This window comes from Cupriavidus sp. 22TCCZM01-5 (genome assembly GCF_057798915.1).
In genome coordinates this window covers 1-17,690 of sequence record NZ_JBYOJR010000007.1, presented here as the reverse complement: position 1 = coordinate 17,690, position 17,690 = coordinate 1, and the positions used below count along the sequence as shown (strand labels likewise).

17 protein-coding genes are annotated in these 17,690 nt (G+C 67.5%); 4 read left to right on the top strand and 13 right to left on the bottom strand.

Features of this window, described 5'->3' with window-relative positions:
* Positions 1 to 55 precede the first annotated feature (55 nt).
* Both AC3FNH_RS08895 and AC3FNH_RS08890 read left to right on the top strand, forming a co-directional pair.
* Complete coding sequence (locus AC3FNH_RS08895; protein WP_488719795.1) at positions 56 to 1,552, top strand: amidase; 1,497 nt, start codon at positions 56 to 58, stop codon at positions 1,550 to 1,552.
* A gap of 30 nt (positions 1,553 to 1,582) precedes the next feature.
* Positions 1,583 to 2,884 (top strand): MFS transporter, encoded by a 1,302-nt coding sequence (locus tag AC3FNH_RS08890; protein ID WP_488719794.1) that lies wholly within the window; start codon positions 1,583 to 1,585, stop codon positions 2,882 to 2,884.
* Positions 2,885 to 2,971: 87 nt separating this feature from the next.
* Here AC3FNH_RS08890 and phnE read toward each other — a convergent pair whose 3' ends face one another.
* The 6 genes from phnE to senB are packed head-to-tail and all read right to left on the bottom strand — an operon-like array spanning position 2,972 to position 8,334.
* The gene (gene phnE, locus AC3FNH_RS08885) at positions 2,972 to 3,760 is read right to left on the bottom strand and encodes a phosphonate ABC transporter, permease protein PhnE (protein WP_488719793.1); all 789 of its coding nucleotides are present in this window, start codon (positions 3,758 to 3,760) and stop codon (positions 2,972 to 2,974) included.
* A 3-nt stretch (positions 3,761 to 3,763) separates the two neighbouring features.
* Positions 3,764 to 4,585: a PhnE/PtxC family ABC transporter permease gene (locus AC3FNH_RS08880; RefSeq protein ID WP_488719792.1), complete on the bottom strand. Its 822-nt coding sequence runs from the start codon at positions 4,583 to 4,585 to the stop codon at positions 3,764 to 3,766.
* Positions 4,582 to 5,424, bottom strand: coding sequence for a phosphonate ABC transporter ATP-binding protein (locus AC3FNH_RS08875; protein WP_276101132.1), 843 nt, complete (start codon positions 5,422 to 5,424; stop codon positions 4,582 to 4,584). Before AC3FNH_RS08875 ends, AC3FNH_RS08880 begins: the two co-directional genes overlap by 4 nt.
* A gap of 10 nt (positions 5,425 to 5,434) precedes the next feature.
* Positions 5,435 to 6,286, bottom strand: a complete 852-nt coding sequence (locus tag AC3FNH_RS08870; RefSeq protein WP_488719791.1) for a putative selenate ABC transporter substrate-binding protein — start codon at positions 6,284 to 6,286, stop codon at positions 5,435 to 5,437.
* The gene (gene selD, locus AC3FNH_RS08865) at positions 6,270 to 7,325 is read right to left on the bottom strand and encodes a selenide, water dikinase SelD (protein ID WP_488719790.1); all 1,056 of its coding nucleotides are present in this window, start codon (positions 7,323 to 7,325) and stop codon (positions 6,270 to 6,272) included. The genes AC3FNH_RS08870 and selD overlap by 17 nt, the downstream gene beginning before the upstream one ends.
* A gap of 13 nt (positions 7,326 to 7,338) precedes the next feature.
* Complete coding sequence (gene senB / locus AC3FNH_RS08860) at positions 7,339 to 8,334, bottom strand: selenoneine biosynthesis selenosugar synthase SenB (protein ID WP_488719789.1); 996 nt, start codon at positions 8,332 to 8,334, stop codon at positions 7,339 to 7,341.
* Between senB and senA the strand changes: the two genes are divergently transcribed.
* A complete protein-coding gene (gene senA, locus AC3FNH_RS08855) occupies positions 8,279 to 9,535 on the top strand; it encodes a selenoneine synthase SenA (protein ID WP_488719788.1) in 1,257 nt (418 codons plus the stop codon). The two genes, senB and senA, sit on opposite strands and share 56 nt — an antisense overlap.
* Positions 9,536 to 9,578: 43 nt before the next feature.
* On the opposite strand, the gene AC3FNH_RS08850 is transcribed toward senA, so the two are convergent.
* The 3 genes from AC3FNH_RS08850 to xsc all read right to left on the bottom strand — a co-directional run bounded on the left by AC3FNH_RS08850 (position 9,579) and on the right by xsc (position 13,278).
* Positions 9,579 to 10,349 (bottom strand): sulfite exporter TauE/SafE family protein, encoded by a 771-nt coding sequence (locus AC3FNH_RS08850; RefSeq protein WP_488719787.1) that lies wholly within the window; start codon positions 10,347 to 10,349, stop codon positions 9,579 to 9,581.
* Complete coding sequence (gene pta / locus AC3FNH_RS08845) at positions 10,346 to 11,383, bottom strand: phosphate acetyltransferase (protein ID WP_488719786.1); 1,038 nt, start codon at positions 11,381 to 11,383, stop codon at positions 10,346 to 10,348. The genes AC3FNH_RS08850 and pta overlap by 4 nt, the downstream gene beginning before the upstream one ends.
* 128 nt (positions 11,384 to 11,511) lie before the next feature.
* Positions 11,512 to 13,278: a sulfoacetaldehyde acetyltransferase gene (gene xsc / locus AC3FNH_RS08840; RefSeq protein ID WP_488719900.1), complete on the bottom strand. Its 1,767-nt coding sequence runs from the start codon at positions 13,276 to 13,278 to the stop codon at positions 11,512 to 11,514.
* 268 nt (positions 13,279 to 13,546) lie between these two features.
* Between xsc and AC3FNH_RS08835 the strand changes: the two genes are divergently transcribed.
* Positions 13,547 to 13,882, top strand: a complete 336-nt coding sequence (locus AC3FNH_RS08835; RefSeq protein WP_488719785.1) for a hypothetical protein — start codon at positions 13,547 to 13,549, stop codon at positions 13,880 to 13,882.
* Positions 13,883 to 13,907: 25 nt separating this feature from the next.
* On the opposite strand, the gene AC3FNH_RS08830 is transcribed toward AC3FNH_RS08835, so the two are convergent.
* The 4 genes from AC3FNH_RS08830 to AC3FNH_RS08815 form a co-directional block, all read right to left on the bottom strand.
* Entirely contained in the window at positions 13,908 to 14,705 is a 798-nt protein-coding gene (locus AC3FNH_RS08830) for an anti-sigma factor family protein (protein WP_488719784.1), read from the bottom strand.
* The gene (locus AC3FNH_RS08825; protein ID WP_488719899.1) at positions 14,702 to 15,247 is read right to left on the bottom strand and encodes an RNA polymerase sigma factor; all 546 of its coding nucleotides are present in this window, start codon (positions 15,245 to 15,247) and stop codon (positions 14,702 to 14,704) included. Before AC3FNH_RS08825 ends, AC3FNH_RS08830 begins: the two co-directional genes overlap by 4 nt.
* A 71-nt stretch (positions 15,248 to 15,318) precedes the next feature.
* A complete protein-coding gene (locus AC3FNH_RS08820; RefSeq protein WP_488719783.1) occupies positions 15,319 to 16,800 on the bottom strand; it encodes a YncE family protein in 1,482 nt (493 codons plus the stop codon).
* Between the two features lie 15 nt (positions 16,801 to 16,815).
* The gene (locus tag AC3FNH_RS08815; RefSeq protein WP_276101141.1) at positions 16,816 to 17,271 is read right to left on the bottom strand and encodes a DUF305 domain-containing protein; all 456 of its coding nucleotides are present in this window, start codon (positions 17,269 to 17,271) and stop codon (positions 16,816 to 16,818) included.
* Positions 17,272 to 17,690 lie beyond the last annotated feature (419 nt).

Below are 17,690 nucleotides of genomic sequence, written 5' to 3'. Positions count from 1 at the left end.
TCTCTCAACGCCCCCACCGTGCATTGCCTGCACGGACAACGACAAAGGAGTCGACGTGAACCTGCCCGACCGGAGCACAGCCGGCCTTGCGCCGTTGTGGAAGATGGCGCAATGGCTGGCCGCCGGCGAAATATCGGCGGTGGAACTGGTGGAGGCTTGCGAGGCTGCCCAGCATGCGTGGCATAGCGTGATCAACGCGCTCGTGCTGTCGGACTTCGGGGCCGCCCGTGCCGCCGCGCTGGAAAGCGACAAGCGCCGTCGGGCGGGACAGGCACGCGGGGTCCTGGACGGCGTGCCGTTCTCGATCAAGGAATCGTTCGACGTGACCGGCTGGCCGACCACCTGCGGCAACCCGGCCCTGCGCGGCCACGTGGCCCCGCGCGATGCCGTGGTGGTGCAGCGTCTGCGCGAGGCTGGCGCCATCCTGCTCGGCAAGACCAATGTCCCGCTCGGCCTGCGCGACTGGCAGAGCTACAACGAGATCTATGGCACCACGCACAACCCGCACGACCCGACGCGTACCCCAGGCGGTTCGTCCGGCGGGAGCGCGGCGGCTGTGTGCGCCGGTTTGGCGGCGTTCGACGTGGGTTCGGATATCGGCTCCTCGCTGCGCAACCCGGCCCACTACTGCGGCATCTTTTCGCTCAAGCCGAGTCATGGGCTGGTACCGCTGGCCGGCCACGGCACCGGCCCGGCGCGCTTCGGCGAGCAGGACATCAACGTGGCCGGCCCGATGGCACGCAGCGCGCGCGACCTCGAACCCGTATTGCGCGCCATCGCCGGCCCGCATGGCGACGCTGCGCTGGCCTATCGCCTCGAACTGCCCGCATGCCCACACCGCCGGCTGGCCGATTTTCGCATTGCCGTACTGCCCACCCATCCACAGGCCGAGGCCGATGGCGAGGTCGCCGCGCAGATCGAGCAGCTTGGCCACAGGCTGGCGCGGCAGGGCGCGCGCGTGGACTGGCACGCCCGGCCGGACTTCGACGCCGCCGAACTGTGGCACGTCTACGTGACGCTGCTGCGCGCGACCACCGCAGTCCACATGGACGACACGGCCTATGCCGAGGCGCTTCGCCGTGCCGCCCATATCTCAGTGGACGATGTTTCCTACGCCGCGCTGCAGTACACCGGCGCGACGCTGAGCCATCGCGACTGGCTGCGCCTGCAGGCTGCGCGCGAACGTTTCGCGGCCGCGTGGCGCAACTTCTTCACCGACCATGACGTGCTGCTGTGCCCGGCCGCGACCACGACCGCGTTCGCGCTGAACGAAGCGGACGAGCCATGGACGCGTACGCTCACCGTCAACGGCCATGCGCAGCCCATGACCACGCAGCTGTTCTGGGCCGGCCATTCCGGACTGTGCGGGCTGCCTTCCGTGGTGGCCCCGATCGGGCCGGGGCCGGGCGGCTTGCCGGTCGGCGTGCAGATCGTCGCCGGCCGCTACCAGGATCTCACCGCACTGCGTTTCGCCACCCTGCTCGAAGAGGCGGGCTACGCTTTCCGGCCACCGCCGCGGCCGTCCATGCAGCCGGCGGACCCCCACCACTAAGCCAGACACACACCATCACAGGGAGGGAGCATGTTTGACTGGTTCCGCGATTTGTCGCGCATGGAGCGCAAGGGCTTCTATGGCGCGTTCCTCGGGCATGCGGTCGACGTGTTCGACTTCATGATCTATTCCTTTCTCATCTCCACGCTGCTGGGGCAGTGGGGCATGAGCAAGTCGACTGCCGGCGCCATCGTCACGTGGACGCTGGTGTCGTCGCTGGTGGGCGCCATCGGGGCGGGCATCCTGGCCGACCGCTATGGCCGCGTGCGGGTGTTGCGCTGGACCATCATCGTGTTCGCTTTCGCCTGCTTCCTGTGCGGGCTGGCGCAGTCGCCGGAGCAACTGATGGCGTTCCGCATGATCCAGGGCCTGGGCTTCGGCGGCGAATCGTCGCTGTGCATGGTGCTGGTGACGGAGATGATCCGCAATCCGGTGCACCGCGGCAAATACTCGGGCTTCACCGCCAGCAGCTATTCCTTCGGCTGGGGGGCGGCGGCCATCGTCTATGCGCTCGCCTTCAGCGTGCTGCCGGCAGAGACGGCCTGGCGCGTCTGTTTCTTTCTCGGCATCCTGCCGGCACTGGTCGTGATCTACCTGCGCCGCAACCTCGAGGAACCGGAGATCTTCCTGAAGAGCCGCGCGGCGGGCCGGCAGGGGACGGCACTGGCCGGGCTGGGGCGGCTGTTCCGCGGCCCGCTGCTGTCCAGGACCCTGCTGTGCAGCCTGCTCTCCGGCGGGATGCTGGGCGCATACTATGCCATTGCCACATGGCTGCCGACGTTCCTCAAGACCGAGCGCGGCTTGTCGGTGTTCGGCACCAGCTCCTACCTGGCGGTGACGATCGTCGGATCACTGATCGGCTATGTGGCGGGCGCCTACGCCACCGACCGCTGGGGCCGCCGCCTGACCTACATCGCGTTCGCGGCGGGGGCCTTCGTGGCCGCGCTGGTCTACATGGTGATCCCGGTGTCGAATACCTCGATGCTGTTCCTCGGATTCCCGCTGGGGATCCTGATGCAGGGCGTGTTCGCGGGCATCGGCGCGACGATCTCGGAGTCGTTTCCCAACGATATCCGCGCGACGGGATACGGGGTGTCCTACAACGCCGGCCGCGTGATCGGCTCGCTGTTCCCGCTGTCGGTCGGGTGGCTGAGTTCGGGACGCTCGTCGCTGCCGATCGCGATCGCCATTGTCGCCGGGGTTGGCTACGCGATGGTCGTGATGGCGGCGATGCTGTTGCCCGAGACCACCGGGATGGATCTCGGGCAGGCCGGCGGCGGGGAGGAGCAGGGCGCCGCGCCGCTGGCGCAACCCGCGGGGACGGTGGCCTGAAGCCGTTCGTGCGACGGTCGCGGCGGGCGCGGTGCGGGCGGCCTGCCGCGGTCACTCGGGATTCTTTTTAGGTTCTTCGGTGCCTCGTCACGAATGCCGGTCCGCCCTCAAGATCGCGCTGGCCGTGTCGACCACTGCCGCTAGCGCAAGCATGGCGACAATCACCGTGCACGCCTGGGGCAGATGGAACAGGGAAAGCTCGAAATACAGCATCTGCCCAAGCCCGCCGGCGCCGACAAAGCCAAGTATCGCCGCCGCGCGGATGTTCATTTCCCAGCGGTACAGGATGTAGGCGAGGAACTGGGGCCAGACGCAGGGCAGCGTCCCATACACAAAGACCAGCGCGGCGGGGGCGCCCTTTTCCGTCAGCGCGCGGGCCGGTGCGCGCGGCGCATTCTCCAGCGCCTCGGCGAACAGGCGGCCGAGCACGCCCGTGGTATGGAGCGCCAGGGCGAGGGTGCCGGCAAATGGACCCAGGCCAACCGCGAGGACGGTCAGGGCAGCCCATACCAGCTCGGGAACCGAGCGCAACAGGTTCAGCAGCAAGCGCGACAACGTCCGCAGGGCATCGCCGTAGAGCCCGCAAGCCGGCAGTGCCACGCCAAAACCCAGCACCGCCGCGCACAACGTACCCACGGCGGAAACCGCGAGCGTTTCGAGCATGCTGCCAGCGGTTCTGGCCAGAAAAGCGGGCGACAGCTCCGGCGGGAAGAACGCCAGCAGGAAGTGCGCCATTCCGCTTGCGGCGTCCGCGGAGAAGAGCTGGCTGAGATCGAGCGAGAGGTACGCGAAGCTGCCCGACACCGCCGCGGCCAGCGCGATCAGGGTGAGCAGGCAGCGCATGCAGAATTGGGCGGCCCTGGTCTTGTGCGCCATGATTCAGTCGATCAGCTTGCGCAGCCGCGCGCTCAGCGCGTCCGCCAGCAGAACCAGCAGCAGGAACACGAGCAGGATGGTCGCGGCCTCGCCACCATTGAGCATTTTCATGGCCTGGTCCATCAACTGCCCAAGCCCGCCGGCGCCAACGAAACCCATGACCACGGAAGCCCGGACGGCACATTCCCAACGGTAGACGGTGTACGAGACCAGCTCCTGCGCGGCATGGGGAATCAGCCCATAGCTCAGTGCCGCCAGGCGCCCGCTTCCGCTGCCGAACAGGGCATCCACGGCGCGCGTGTCGCTCGATTCGAGGATTTCCGCATAGACCTTTGCCAGCATGCCGCCGTAGGTGATGGCCAGCGCGAGCACGCCCGCCGCCGCCCCCAGGCCGAGGGCACGCACGAAGACCAGCGCCCACACCAGCTCCGGCACCCCGCGCAGCAGCAGCACCAGGGCGCGCACGCCGGCGCGCACCGCCGTGCGCGGCTTGCGCCCCCGGCCGGGGCCGATGCGCGACACCGACAGGCTGCCCGTCATGGCCACGGCCAGGGGGGCTGCGACCACAAAGGCGAGCGCAATGCCCGCCGTGGCGATTGCCAGCGTTTCCAGCGTGGCCTTGACCACCAGCCCGAGGAATCCGGCCGAGACTTCGGGCGGGAGGAAGTTGCGCACGAAGGCGCCCACCACCTTGAGATTTCCCGTGTCAAACAAGGCGGAAGGGCTGAACCGGGACAGCCGCAGCAATGGCCACAGGAGCAGCAGCGCCAGCACCAGGCCGCCTGCGCGCCGCAGCGCCTGGGGGTCGCGCGGGTGGGCGGTCATCGGCACGCTGGCCTGGGTGGGGTACCGCCGCCGGCGGCGGCGCCCGCACCTGCCGCGATGCTCAGCAGGGCCTGGCCGCCTTGCACCGGTGGCGATGTGCTTTCGGATGCGTAGAGCTCGCGCAGCAGCGCGTCGGTCACGCGTTCGGCCGGCAGGTCGAACGCGATCTCGCCCGCCTTCAGGCCGACGATGCGGGGAAACCAGCGCAGCGCCAGATCCACGGCGTGCAGGCTGGCGACGAGGGGCACCGCACGGGTATCCGCTTCCTTGCGCAACTCGCCCAGGGTGAGGTTGGCCAGTACCGGGTCCATCGCCGAGACCGGTTCGTCCGCCAGGATCAGTTCCGGGCGCTGGTAAAGCACGCGGGCGACGCCCACGCGCTGCAACTGGCCGCCCGAGAGTTGGTCGCACCGGTCGAACAGGCGGTCGGCCAGTTCAAGGCGGGCGAGCTGTTCGGCGGCACCATCGATGTCCGCGGGATAGACCAGCGACAGCAAGGATTTCCAGGTGGGCCAGATGCCCAGGCGGCCGGCAAGGATGGCGGTGATCACGCGCTGGCGCGGCGGCATCGGCGGCGCCTGGTGGATCATGCCGATGCGGCAGCGCAACTGCCGCAGGCGTGCGGCGGACAGCGCCCAGGGGCTTTGCTCGAGCACCTCCACACGGCCCTCGGCGGGCCGCAGCGATGTTGCCAGCAAGCGCAGCAAGGAGGTCTTGCCGGCTCCCGACGGACCGATGACGGCGATGGGTTCGCCGCGGCCGGCCGCCAGCGTGATCTGGCTGAGCGCACGCTGTCCGTTAGCGTAAGTAATGCTGGCGGCCTCCAGGCGAAAGCTCATCGGACCTGCATCACTGGATGAGGCCCGCGGCGCGAGCCGCGGCCTCGATGCCGGCGTAGTTTTCCGGGCGGGTGGGAATGTACTTCGTGGTCCGCTGCAAGGCCATGATCTCCCGCTGCTCGGGATTGGCGGGGTCAAGGCGCAGGAACGCTTCGGTCAGCTTCTTGCGCAAGGCCGGATCGAGCCCGCCGCGCACGGTCCAGTTGTAGTCGTAGTAGGGCGGCGTGACCGCAAACACCCTGACCTTGCCGGTGTCCACCTTATGCTGCTCCACCAGCTTGTCCCAGACCGAGGCATTGAGCACGCCGGCGTCGGCCCTGCCGGCCTGCACGAAAGCCACCGTGGCATCGTGGGCGCCCGAATAGGCGACGGTCTTGAAGTCCTTGTCCGGATCGATGCCGGCCTGCAGCAGGAAGTGCCGCGGCATCAGGTGGCCGGAGGTCGAGGACGGCGCGCCGAAGGCGAAGGTGTGGCCCTTGAGGTCGGCCAGCGACTTGATCGCGGGGTTGGCGGTGATGAACTTGCTGGTGAACGCCGCATCTTCCTGGCGCTGGACGATGGGGATGGTGGCTCCCTTCGTGCGGATCTTGCTCTGCACATAGGTAAAGCCGCCCAGCCATGCCATGTCGATCTTGCCGGTGGCCAGCGATTCGACCACCGCGGCGTAGTCCGTGACGGGCACGAACTGCACCTTCATGCCGATTTCCTTCTCCAGGTAGCTGCCGAGCGGCGCGAACTTGCGCTGCAGTTCGGTGGGGGCCTCGTCCGGAATGGCCGAGACCTTCAGCACAGCCTGGGCACTGGCGAGGCCGGCAAAGCCCAGCAGGGTCAGCGCGGCAAGGCGCTTAAGCAACGGCAACACGGGCGGCTCCCTTGGTGGTTTCTCCGATCACTGCAGCGTCTGCAAAGCCTTCCCGCCGAAAGATGTCCAGGACCTCGTCCACGGCTTCCGGCGCGCACGACACCAGCAAGCCACCGCTGGTCTGCGGATCGGTCAGCAGCGCCTTCTGGCTTGGCGTGACCGACGCGGACAGGTCCACCTCGCCGCCGTAGCTGGCCCAGTTGCGCCCCGATGCGCCGGTCACCAGCCCTTCGCCGGCCATGCGCTCGACATGCGGCAGCAGCGGAATCCGCCCCATGTCCAGCCGCGCGCCGACACCCGCGCCGCGGCAAAGCTCCAGCAGGTGGCCGAGCAGGCCGAAGCCGGTCACGTCGGTCAGCGCGTGGACACCCGGCACTTCGGCCAGCAGCCGGCCCGGCGTATTGAGCTTGGTGGTGCAGGCAATCAGTTCCTGATAGCCGGCCGCGTCGAGCCTGTCCTTCTTCACCGCGGCGGACAACACGCCAACGCCCAGCGGCTTGCCGAGGATCAGCTTGTCGCCCGCCTGGGCGCCGCTGTTCTTCTTGACCCGGTCCGGGTGCACCAGGCCAAGGACCACCAGCCCGTAGATCGGCTCCAGGGAATCGATGGTGTGGCCGCCGGCAACCGGGATGCCAGCCTGGGCGCAGACCGATTCCCCGCCTTCGAGGATCTTGCCGATGACCGCGGGCGGCAGCTTTTCGATCGGCATGCCGACCAGGGCCAGCGCCATGATCGGGGTTCCGCCCATGGCGTAGACGTCGGAGATCGCGTTGGTGGCGGCGATACGCCCGAAATCGTACGGATCGTCCACCACCGGCATGAAGAAGTCCGTGGTGGCGATCAGGGCCTGGCTGTCATTGAGCTTGTAGACCGCCGCGTCGTCGCTGGTTTCCTTGCCGACCAGCAGCGCTGCCGGAGCAGGGAAGCCGGCCGAATTCCTGAGGATTTCGGAAAGCACACCGGGGGCAATCTTGCACCCGCACCCGCCGCCGTGGGAAAAGGCGGTGAGCTTGATCTTTGCGTTGTCTGGCTGGTCCATTGCTGGCTCCGGGTTATTCAGGTTTCAAGGCGTCGGCGACAAGTTTACCTACTTCCGCCCGTTCCCGCGCCGGCGCAAACAGCGGAGCCCGCAGTGCGCATTGCTGCCGCAGGCGGTTCAGGAACCCGGCGTCCCTGCTGGTCCGTTCCAGCAAGAGCGCCAGTTGCGCGGCGTCGCCCAGTGGAAAATAGCCGTCGTAGTCACGGCCCAGCATGCCGACGTTACCCGGGATGCGACTGGCCAGCACCGGCACGCCGCTGGCGACGGCCTCGATGATCACGTTGGCGCCGCCTTCCATAACGCTGGAGATCACCATGGCCTGTGCCTGTCGGATATGCTGCCGGGTTTCATCATGGGGCAGGTTCCTGAGCCAGACATAGCGCCGCACGCTGGGCCAGGCTTGTGCTTCCAGCGCCAGGGCCGCCTGCTGATAGGCGTCATCGAGCGCGCCACCAATGTGAATCAGGCGCACGCGCGAATCCTCGGGAAGCAGCGAGAGGGCGCGCATGGGCGTGAGCGGGTCTTTTTCCGCCCGCATGTGGCCGACCAGCACAACGTCGAAATGATCGTGGCTGGGCGCGGCGGGGGCGCATGCCGGGGCAGACTGGTAGATCACACGGCACTTGGCGCGATGCGCGGCCGCCAGTTCGGCGAGCCCTTCGTCCTGCAGCACAACCAGGTGGGTGGCCAGTTCGAGCGAGCGCCGGGCCGCTGCATCGGTGCGGATGTCGCGGTACAGATCGGTGCCGGTCAGCACCACGATCAGCGGACGATCCGGACAAGCCTCGGCGTACCTGGCGATGGACTCGGCCGAGCGTCGGGCGTGCAGGGCGATCAGGCAGTCGGGCAGGGCGTCGTCCGGGCCGGCCGCCGGCCATTCGGCGGCCAGTGAGACATCGTAGTCCCCCTGCAGGAACCGGGACCAGCGATGGGCGGTTTGCCAGTTGCCATTGTTGGCTTTGCGCAGCGCTGGACTGATAATCGCGACGGTGGCCTTGGGAGGACGCATGACGACAGGTTCCGTGGGGGCAGCAGCAAGAAGGATAGACAAGCTCGGGCTGGATGCGGCGTTTGCCGATGCGCACCGGCGCACCTGGGCCGTGCTTCAGGATCTGTCGCCGTCCCAATGGCAGGTTCCCTATGATGCGGGAATCAATCCGCCCTTGTGGGAGTATGCCCATATCGCGTGGTTTACGGAGCAATGGGTGCTGCGGGAGCCGCGCGCCGGCCAGGATGGCCGCTGGGTGGCCAGCCTCCCGTCCATGCTGCCGGACGCCGACCGGCTGTTCGATTCCATGCGCGTCGCCCACCAGGACCGGTGGCATCTTGCGCTGCCCGGGCTTTCCGAGATTCGCGGCTACGCAGCCGCCGTACTGGAGCGAGTTCGCGCAAGGCTCGCCACATCGGACGATAACGACGCGGCGCTCTATTTTTTCCGGCTCGCCTTATTCCACGAAGACATGCACGCGGAGGCGCTGACCTATATGCGGCAGACACTCGATTATCCGCTGCATGCTCCGCTTGACATGCCTGCCATCGCGCCAGGCGCCGGGTCGGCAGCCGCGGGCGGCGACACGTTCCCGATGGGGTCGCCCGCCAGCGGCGCCGGGTTCGTCTTCGACAACGAGAAGTGGACCCACCCGGTCCACGTCGCCCCCTTCCACATCGATCGCACTTGCGTCAGCAATGCGGCATTTGCGGAATTCGTGGCGGCCGGCGGCTACCGCGACCATCAGTGGTGGTCCGACGACGGACGCGCATGGCTGCAACGCAGCGGGCTGGCGCATCCCGCGCGCTGGCGCCAGGCAACTGGCGGCATTCCGGGGCAATGGGCGTTGCGATGGTTCGGGCAGTGGCTGCCGCTGCCGCCCGATCAGCCGGTGTGCCATGTCAATGCCTACGAGGCGGAAGCCTATTGCCGCTGGGCCGGCAGGCGCTTGCCCACGGAAGCCGAGTGGGAGTATGCAGCAACGCATGACCTGATCCACTGGGGTGGCGCCGTGTGGGAATGGACGGCTGATCCTTTCGTGCCCTATGCAGGGTTCTCGCCCGACCCCTACCAGGAATATTCCGCCCCCTGGTTTCACACGCATCGCTCGGTTCGCGGCGGATCGTTCGCGAGCCATGCCCGCATGCGGCACGCTCGCTACCGGAACTTCTACCTGCCGCACCGCGGGGACGTCTTCGTCGGATTCCGCTGCTGCGGTTGAGGGGCTCGTCCGGTTTGGGCCGTCAGCCAGTGCCGGTGCGGTGCTAGCCGATCTGGCTGACGAGCGCCGGCACCATCAGGCTCGCGCCGATCCCCATCAGCACGCCGAAGGCGATGCGCCGCGTGGTCGTCGCGGAGAACGGTGGCGGAAAGCGGCGTCCCAGCAGCGTGGCCAGCACTACCACCGGCACGCCGATGGCCGCCTGCAGCCAGATCTGCCCGTCGAGCTGGCCCTGCCAGGCCGAGAACAGGGTGCGCACGCCGGAGGTCACGGTAAAGACCAGGATGAGCGCGCAGCGGATCTCCACCGGCTTCATGGGCTGGCGGTAGAACTGGAAAATCAGCGGCGGGCCGGACACGCCGAACATGCCGCTCAGCAGGCCGCCAAAGATGCCGCTGACGAGAAAGCTGCCGTCGCCCGAGCGCCGTGGCAGCGGCTCGGGCCGCAGCGCCGCGCTCAGGCCGCCATACAGGATCACCGCGCCCAGCAGGATCTGCAGCAGCGTGGCCGCGGTGCTGCTGAGGTAGTCGAGCAAAATCACGCCGGCGACCACCGAGGGAAGAATGCCGATGGCCGCGGCAAGCACCGCGCGCCAGTCGATATGCTGCATCTTGCCGGGCAGGGCGCAGGCGCTGTTGGCGAGCGTCACCAGGCTCACCACGGCCGCGACCGTGGCGACCGGGGCCAGGCCCAGTCCGCTCGTGGCGCCCATCACGATCATGCCCAGGCCAAAACCTGTCACCGTCTGAAAATACGTTCCCGCGCCAAGCAGGGCCTGCAGGCCCAGCACGGGCATCAACAATTCGGGCTTCATGCTACCGCCTGTTCTCCGGTGGGTGCTTGCTGGGCCGAAGCGGCTTGCGCCTGCACCACGGTGACGGCGATGACATGGAACACGTCTTCCTCGCTGCAACCGCGCGACAGGTCGTTGGCGGGCTTCTTGAGCCCTTGCAGCATCGGGCCGATGGCCTTGGCGCCGCCGAGCCGCTCGGCGAGCTTGTAGCCGATGTTGCCGGCTTCCAGGTTGGGGAAGACCAGCACATTGGCGTGGCCGCCCACCCGTGAGTGCGGGATCTTGCGCTCGGCAATTTCCGCGACGATGGCGGCGTCAAGCTGCACGTCGCCGTCGATGGCCAGGCCGGGCCGTTGCGCACGCACGCGCTCCGTGGCCGCGACCACCTTGTCGACGGCCGCGTGTTTCGCGCTGCCGCAGGTCGAGAACGACAGCATGGCCACGCGCGGCTCCTCGTTCAGCAGCGAACGTGCGCTGTCAGCCGCAGCCATGGCGATTTCCGACAGCTCCTCGGCATCGGGATTCACCACCAGCCCGCAGTCGGAGAAGATCAGTCCGCCCTTGAGCGCGTGGAACGGCTCGCACAGCATCATCAGGAAGAAGCTCGACACCAGCCGGAAGCCGGGCGCCAGCCCGATCAGCTGGATGGCCTGGCGCACCACGTCGGCCGTGGTGTGGACCGCGCCGGCCACTGAACCATCCGCATGGCCCTGCCTCACCATCAGGTTGGCAAAGCACAGCGGGTCGAGCACGGCCTGCCGGGCCTGGTCCAGCGTCATGCCCTTCTTCTGGCGCATGGCGTAGAGCGCCTGCGCGAAAGAGGGCGCCAGCGCTGACGTGGCCGGGTCGACGATGCTCATCCCGTCCAGCCCGATTCCCAGCGCGTGCGCCGCGGCGGTGATCCGCTCGGGGTTGCCTACCAGGATCACCTGCGCGATGCCCTCGCGCGTCGCCCGCGCGGCCGCCTGCAGGATGCGCGAGTCTTCTGCCTCGCACAGGACGATGCGACAGGGCGCGGCGCGCGCGCGGTCGATGATGCGGAGGATGGGCTTCATGGCGGGCTTGGCTCGGTAGGACTGAAAAAGGGCCAGCGGCTCGCGCTATGCCCTTGGTGTTCTCCCCTCTCCCGCAAGCGGGAGAGGGAGCACCCCATCGCGAATGAAAGGGTGCGGTGCAGCTTCGATCAGACGTAGTCCTTGTACTTGTCCAGGTAGCGCACCGGCTTTGACAGCGCGTCGCGGCGGAACGGATCGCCGAGTTCACGCGTGCACAGGACCTCGATGATCGTGGTCTTGCCGTGGTTCATCTGCAGGTCGATGGCGCGCTTGAGTGCGGGGCCAACGTCCTCGAGGCGGTCGACCACGATGCCTTCCGCGCCCATTGCCTTGGCGATCTCGGCGAAGCTCTGGTTGTCGAGTTCGCCCGCGACGAAGCGGCGGTTGTAGAAGTCCACCTGGTTCTTCTTCTCGGCACCCCACTGGCGGTTGTGGAAGACCACGGCCGTCACCGGGATGTTGTGGCGCACGCAGGTCATGGTTTCCATCAGGCTCATGCCCCAGGCGCCGTCACCGGCGTACGAGACGGCCGGGCGGTGCGGTGCTGCCACCTTGGCGCCGATGATGGTCGGGAACGCGTAGCCGCAGTTGCCCCAGCTCATCGCCGCGAAGAAGCTGCGCGGCTTCTCGAAGCGCAGGTAGCTGTTGGCGACCGAGTTGATGTTGCCGATGTCGGTGGAGACCATCACGTCGGCCGGCATGGCCTTCTCCAGCTCGCGAAGGACCTGGCGCGGGTGCAGGTAGGTGCCGCCGTTGAAGGTGCGCTCGTGCTTCTGCTCTTCGATCATGTCCAGGCTGTACGGGTCGCGCTCGTGCGTCCACTCGTCCAGTTCCTTTTCCCATGCGGTCTTCTCGCTGGCGATTTCCGTGGCGCGGGCGTCGCGGCTGCTGTCGCAGGCGAGCGTGCGGCCGGCCAGTCGCTGCGTGAGGGCGATGGCGGCGGCCTTGGCGTCGCCGCAGATGCCCACCGAGATCTTCTTCACCAGGCCCAGCATCTTGTGGTCGGCGTCGATCTGGATGATCTTGGCGTTCTTCGGCCAGTAGTCCATGCCGTGCTGCGGCAGCGTGCCGAACGGCCCCAGGCGCGAGCCCAGCGCGATCACCACGTCGGCGCGCGAGATCAGCTTCATGGCAGCCTTCGAGCCCTGGTAGCCCAGCGGGCCGCACCACAGCGGGTGGCTGGCGGGGAAGGAGTCGTTGTGCAGGTAGCTGTTGACCACCGGTGCGCCCAGGCGCTCGGCCAGTGCCTTGCATTCCTCGATCGCGTCGGCCATCACCACGCCGCCCCCCGAGATGATCACCGGGAACTTGGCCTGGGCCAGCAGTTCGGCGGCTTCGTTCAGGCTTTGGTCGCCGCCGGGGCCGCGGTCCAGGCGCTGCGGCTTCGGAATCTCGGCGGTGATCTTGCCGTAGAAGTAGTCACGCGGGATGTTGAGCTGGGTCGGGCCCATCTCGGCCAGCGCGCGGTCGAAGCAGCGGCCGGTGAATTCGGCCATGCGCTGCGGGTGGGTCACATGGCCCTGGTACTTGGTGAACTCCTGGAACATCGGCAGCTGCCTGGCTTCCTGGAAGCCGCCCAGGCCGATGCCGGTGGTGCCGGCCTCGGGGGTGACGATCACGACCGGGCTGTGGGCCCAGTACGCAGCGGCGATGGAGGTCACGCAGTTCGAGATGCCCGGCCCGTTCTGGCCGATCACCACGCCATGGCGGCCCGACACGCGGGCGTAGCCGTCGGCCATGTGGCCCGCGCCCTGTTCATGCACCACCGGGATCAGGCGGATGCCGGCCGGAGCGAAGATGTCCATGGCATCCATGAAGGCGGAGCCCATGATGCCGAACATGTCGGTGACGCCATTGGCGACCATGGTTTCCACGAACGCTTCGGACGGCGTCATGGTCTGGGGGCCGGCCGGCACCTGGGTCTCGGTAGCCGAGCCACCGGAAACGGCGGGGTGCGAGGTCGTGTCGAGGTCGCGCATGGGTGTCTCCTGTGTGACGTAATAAAGTGGAACGATTCGTTCCGGAAAATTGTTGTTGGGGGAAATGTAGGCGGAAGACGGCGCGTGGTCAATAGAAAGTTTTATTTTTTGGAATGTTTTGAGTTGAAAAACGAGACAGCACCAATAAAAAGTGCTTGTTAAGCATCAAGGATGGGGCTTTGGCGTGGCGAACGTCGGCCCGGCCGGCTACCGGTTGCGTGCGGCTTCCCTCGAAGAGCCGACCAGAATCGGAAGATGTCTGGGCAACGCCGCCAAGAACGAAGCGCGATGCAGCCGTCGAACGGCGGTGCCTGCGCTCGGGGCGGTGCTTCGCTGGGGCAGGAGATGGGGGGATCGCACTACCACGGCGGACGTGGTGCGGCGGTTGGCAGTACGCGATCCTGACCCGACGCTGAGTGAATCGGAGCGCATGAAGACGGTGCAGCTCAACCCGGTGGCGCTGTTCTTCGGCGTGCTCTGGGATCGGCTGAAGAGCCTGTTCGGCAAGGGCGGGCGCTGAGCCCGCCGGGCCGCCGGCCCGCCCGCTATGCCGGCGTAGGCTTTCGGGCGCGCTGGTCGATCTGGCGCCGCATCTCGTCAGCAAGCGGATGCAGGCCATCGGTCGAATCGGCGGCGACCAGGCTGTAGCCGAGACCCCGGTCCGCCCACGAATAACCCGCCACGCCGGCCTGGCGATGCGCTTTCATCGGCGTGTCCTGTTCCACTTTCATCGGCCGCACCAGCATGGCCACGCGCGTGCCGTGCCCGTCGTCATACAGGAAGAGGCCGGCGGGGCCGTGCTCGGTCGCCACCAGCCGCCCGCCCATGTAGCGGTAGCCGGAACGGGTAAGGTCCGGCACGGCCACGGGGCGCTGCAGCCGCGCCGATACCCACCTGACGAGGTCGGCGCTGTCGTTCGCGCCGATCTCCACGGGCCGGTTCGGGTCGGATGCAAAGACCTGGTAGCTTGCCGTGGCCTCGCGGGCCAGGGCGGCGATGCCGCCGGTTGCCGGCTCGGTGGCGCCGCGTCCCATCCAGCCCGCCAGGCCACCCACGCACAGCGCGACAAACACTGAAGCGGCAAGTCGCCATGGGGCGGCAGTGCGCGTGCGACGCGCCGCAACCATGTGCCGCAGGTTCAGTTCCGGCGGGATCGGCTCGCTCGCCACCGGGGCAAGGGCATCGCGCAATTGCTGCCGCTGCGCAGCGTAGCCCTCGACGCGGCGCGCGACTTCCGGGTGATCGCGCAGGTAGCCTTCGATCTCGTGCCGGCGCGCCTCGTCCAGCGCGTTATCCACGTAGGCCTGCAGGTCCTCTTCCTGCACGGGCCGGTTTTCGTTCATTTGACCCTCCGCAATGCCGCCTTCTGTGGCGATCCCTGTGCCGATCCCGATCCCGATCCCGATCCCGATCCCGATCCCGACGCCGTGGCGGCGGCGCCGCCTTCCATGATCTTCAGCAACCGCTCCCGCGCGCGCGACAGGCGCGACATTACGGTACCGATGGGAATGTCGAGCACGCGGGCGGCGTCCGCGTAAGACATGTCTTCGACCGACACCAGCAGCAGCACGCTGCGCTGCTCCGCTGGCAAGGTATCGAGCGCGCTCATGAGGTCGCGGTAGTGCAGGCCATCTTCCTGCGTGGCGCGCGCGCTCAGCGATTCGGCCACGTCCTCGATGGCGATATGGCTGCGCGAGCCCGCCCGGCGCAGCGCCGTCATGGCCAGGTTATGCAGGATGGCGAACACCCAGCTGCGGGTGTCGCCGTGGCCGCGGCGGCTGTCCCAGTATGTGATGACCTTTTCCAGGCAGTCCTGCACGAGGTCGTCGGCGCTGTCCTGCTCGCGCAGCAGCGCACGCGCGTAGCGCCGCAACGCGGGGATCATCGGCTCGACGTGCAGCAGCAGGTCCTTCACAGCCAGTCCTCTCCGGTACGCATAAAAATCTGTGCGACCGCCTACATGGCCTGTACCTGGACCGGCGTGGCGGGCTTGCCGTCGACGGCTGGCGCGATCACAAGATAGCGCCGCGCTTCGGTCCCGGCAATGCCTTGCACGACTTGCCGGATCGGCCCGATCGCGTTGACGATGGCCGCTCCCGCCGGGTTGGTGTTGAAGTTGGCCAGCGGCTCCAGCGGACCGGTGCCGTCTGGTCGGCTTGCCAGCGCGAGGACGTAAGGCTGCTTGGGCTGCAGCCCGGTGACAGACGCCTGCAGGACCTGCAGCAGCCCCTGGTCGAAGAGCGTCACGCTTGTCGGCGCGGCGCCGCCGCCAGCGGGTTTGCCCCCGGTCACGGGCACCAGCGTCAGTTGCGTGGTTTGCGCGGCGTTGCCGATCGGCTGCAGTCCTTGCGTCCCCGGTCCTTCAGGCACGGCATTCGGTACATAGACGATGGCCTGCGGCGCCTGGCCTACTGGCACATTGGCGACGACCTGGTTGGTGGCGGTGTCGATGGCCGCAAGGCTGTCCGCGTTCTCCAGGCCCACGTAGATGCGGGTACCGTCGCCGGACGGCCAGAGGCCATGCGGCAGGGCGCCCACGGGAATCGTTGCCACCTGGGAGAAGTCGTCCGTGCGGAAGACCTTCACCTGGTTCAGCCCGCCGATGGTCACGTAGGCGAACGTGCCGGCCGCGGTGTGCGCAAAGTTCACGTGGTTGGTGATCGCGCCGGTCTCAAGGGTCTTGAGCAGGCTGAACGGCGGGCGGGCGTCGAACACCTGGGTCTTGCCGATATCCTTGAGCGTGAACCACACCTGCTTGCCGTCTGGCGTGGCGGCAATGTTCGGGCAGAACGGGCTTTCCTGCTTCACGCGCGCGACGACCTTGTGGTCGACTACGGTGACGACCGCGACTTCAGGGTTGAAGGACGAGCAGATGTAGCCGTATTTGCCGTCCGGCGAAAAGATCTGCATGCCCGGGCCGGCGGCGACGGTGATGCGAGTCTTCTCTGTGAACGTCCTGGCGTCGATGACCGAAATGTAGTTCTCGCCGCGCACCGTTACCCAGACTTCCTTGCCGTCAGGCGTGTAAAACGCTTCATGCGGCGAGCGTCCCACGTAAGTCACGTGCTTGACGGCATTGGTCGCCGTGTCGATGAAGGACACCGAGTTGGAGCCGATCGACACCACCGCCAGCGTGCGCCGGTCGGGCGAGAAGCCCAGGCCATGCACGAGCAACTGGCCGCGGTAGAGCGGGCTGAGGTTGCCCGGTGTCGGATCGCCCAGCCGGATCACGCCCAGCAGCTTGTTGTCGGCCGGATCGGTCACCGACACAGTGTTCGAGAACTGCTCGGCCGCGTAGATGCGGTCGCGGTGGCTGACGGGCACGTTGGGTGCGCTCAGTGGGCCGGGCGCTTGGCCGGCCAGTGCGGTGCCGGACAGGCCGAGCAGCAGCGCGAGGATCAGGGCGGTCTTGGTGGTTTTGGCGGGGGCGCGGTTCATGGCTTGGTCTTGTTGTCAGTGTACGTGCGTGGCATGGCTGTGCCCGGCCGCTTGCGGCGGGGCCTGGTCGCTTCTGGCCGGCTGGGTCGGTGCGGGGGCGGAGGGCGGCAGCGGCTGGCCGAGCGCGAGCCGCATCGCGGCAATCTCCTGCAGCTGTCCGACGATGATTTCCTGCGCAATGCGCCGCAGCTGTTCATTGCGCCCGTAGCGCAACTCGGCCATGGCCATGTCGATGGCGCCCTGGTGATGCGGGATCATCATGGCGGCGAAGTCCTGGTCGATATCGCCGCTGGGCTGTACGGCCATGCCGTCCATCATCCGCGTCATGGCGGCCTCGTTCTCGGACGCGAATTTCTGCTGGTCTGTGGTGCCCTGGGCCTTGGCGGCAGCCGGGAGCAGGAAGGCGGCCGTCAATGCCAGGACAGCCCAGGCAGAGGCGGGGGAGCGCGGTGGGCGGGGCGGGAGTGCCATGGTTCCTCGTCGTTCAGGCGGTCCGGGAGTTGGACCAATGTGTGGTAGACGTGGGAGGGGGTGGGTTTATTCCACTGGGGATTGGGATTTTTGTTTTTTTGAGGTTGTCGTGGTTGGCGGGCGCTGCTGTTTCGCCGGCGTAGCCGGCGAGTCACTTTTTGTCCGAGCGACAAAAAGTAACCAAAAAGCGCGTTTACTTGCCCTAGCGGGCGAATATTGATCGTAGTGTGCTGCGGGTGTTGTACGGGTATGAACTTCAGAGTGTGCCTGGCTGCCTGCCGCGTGGTGCGCGTCCGCCGGTAGGCTTTCAAGCAATGATTGAACGAGCCCCGAAACTGTCCGTGGTCCCTCCTGCTACCGACATCGTGTAATCGCCTTCGGCTGCGCTACGCGCAGAGCCCTAGTCTGAGCACCCAGGC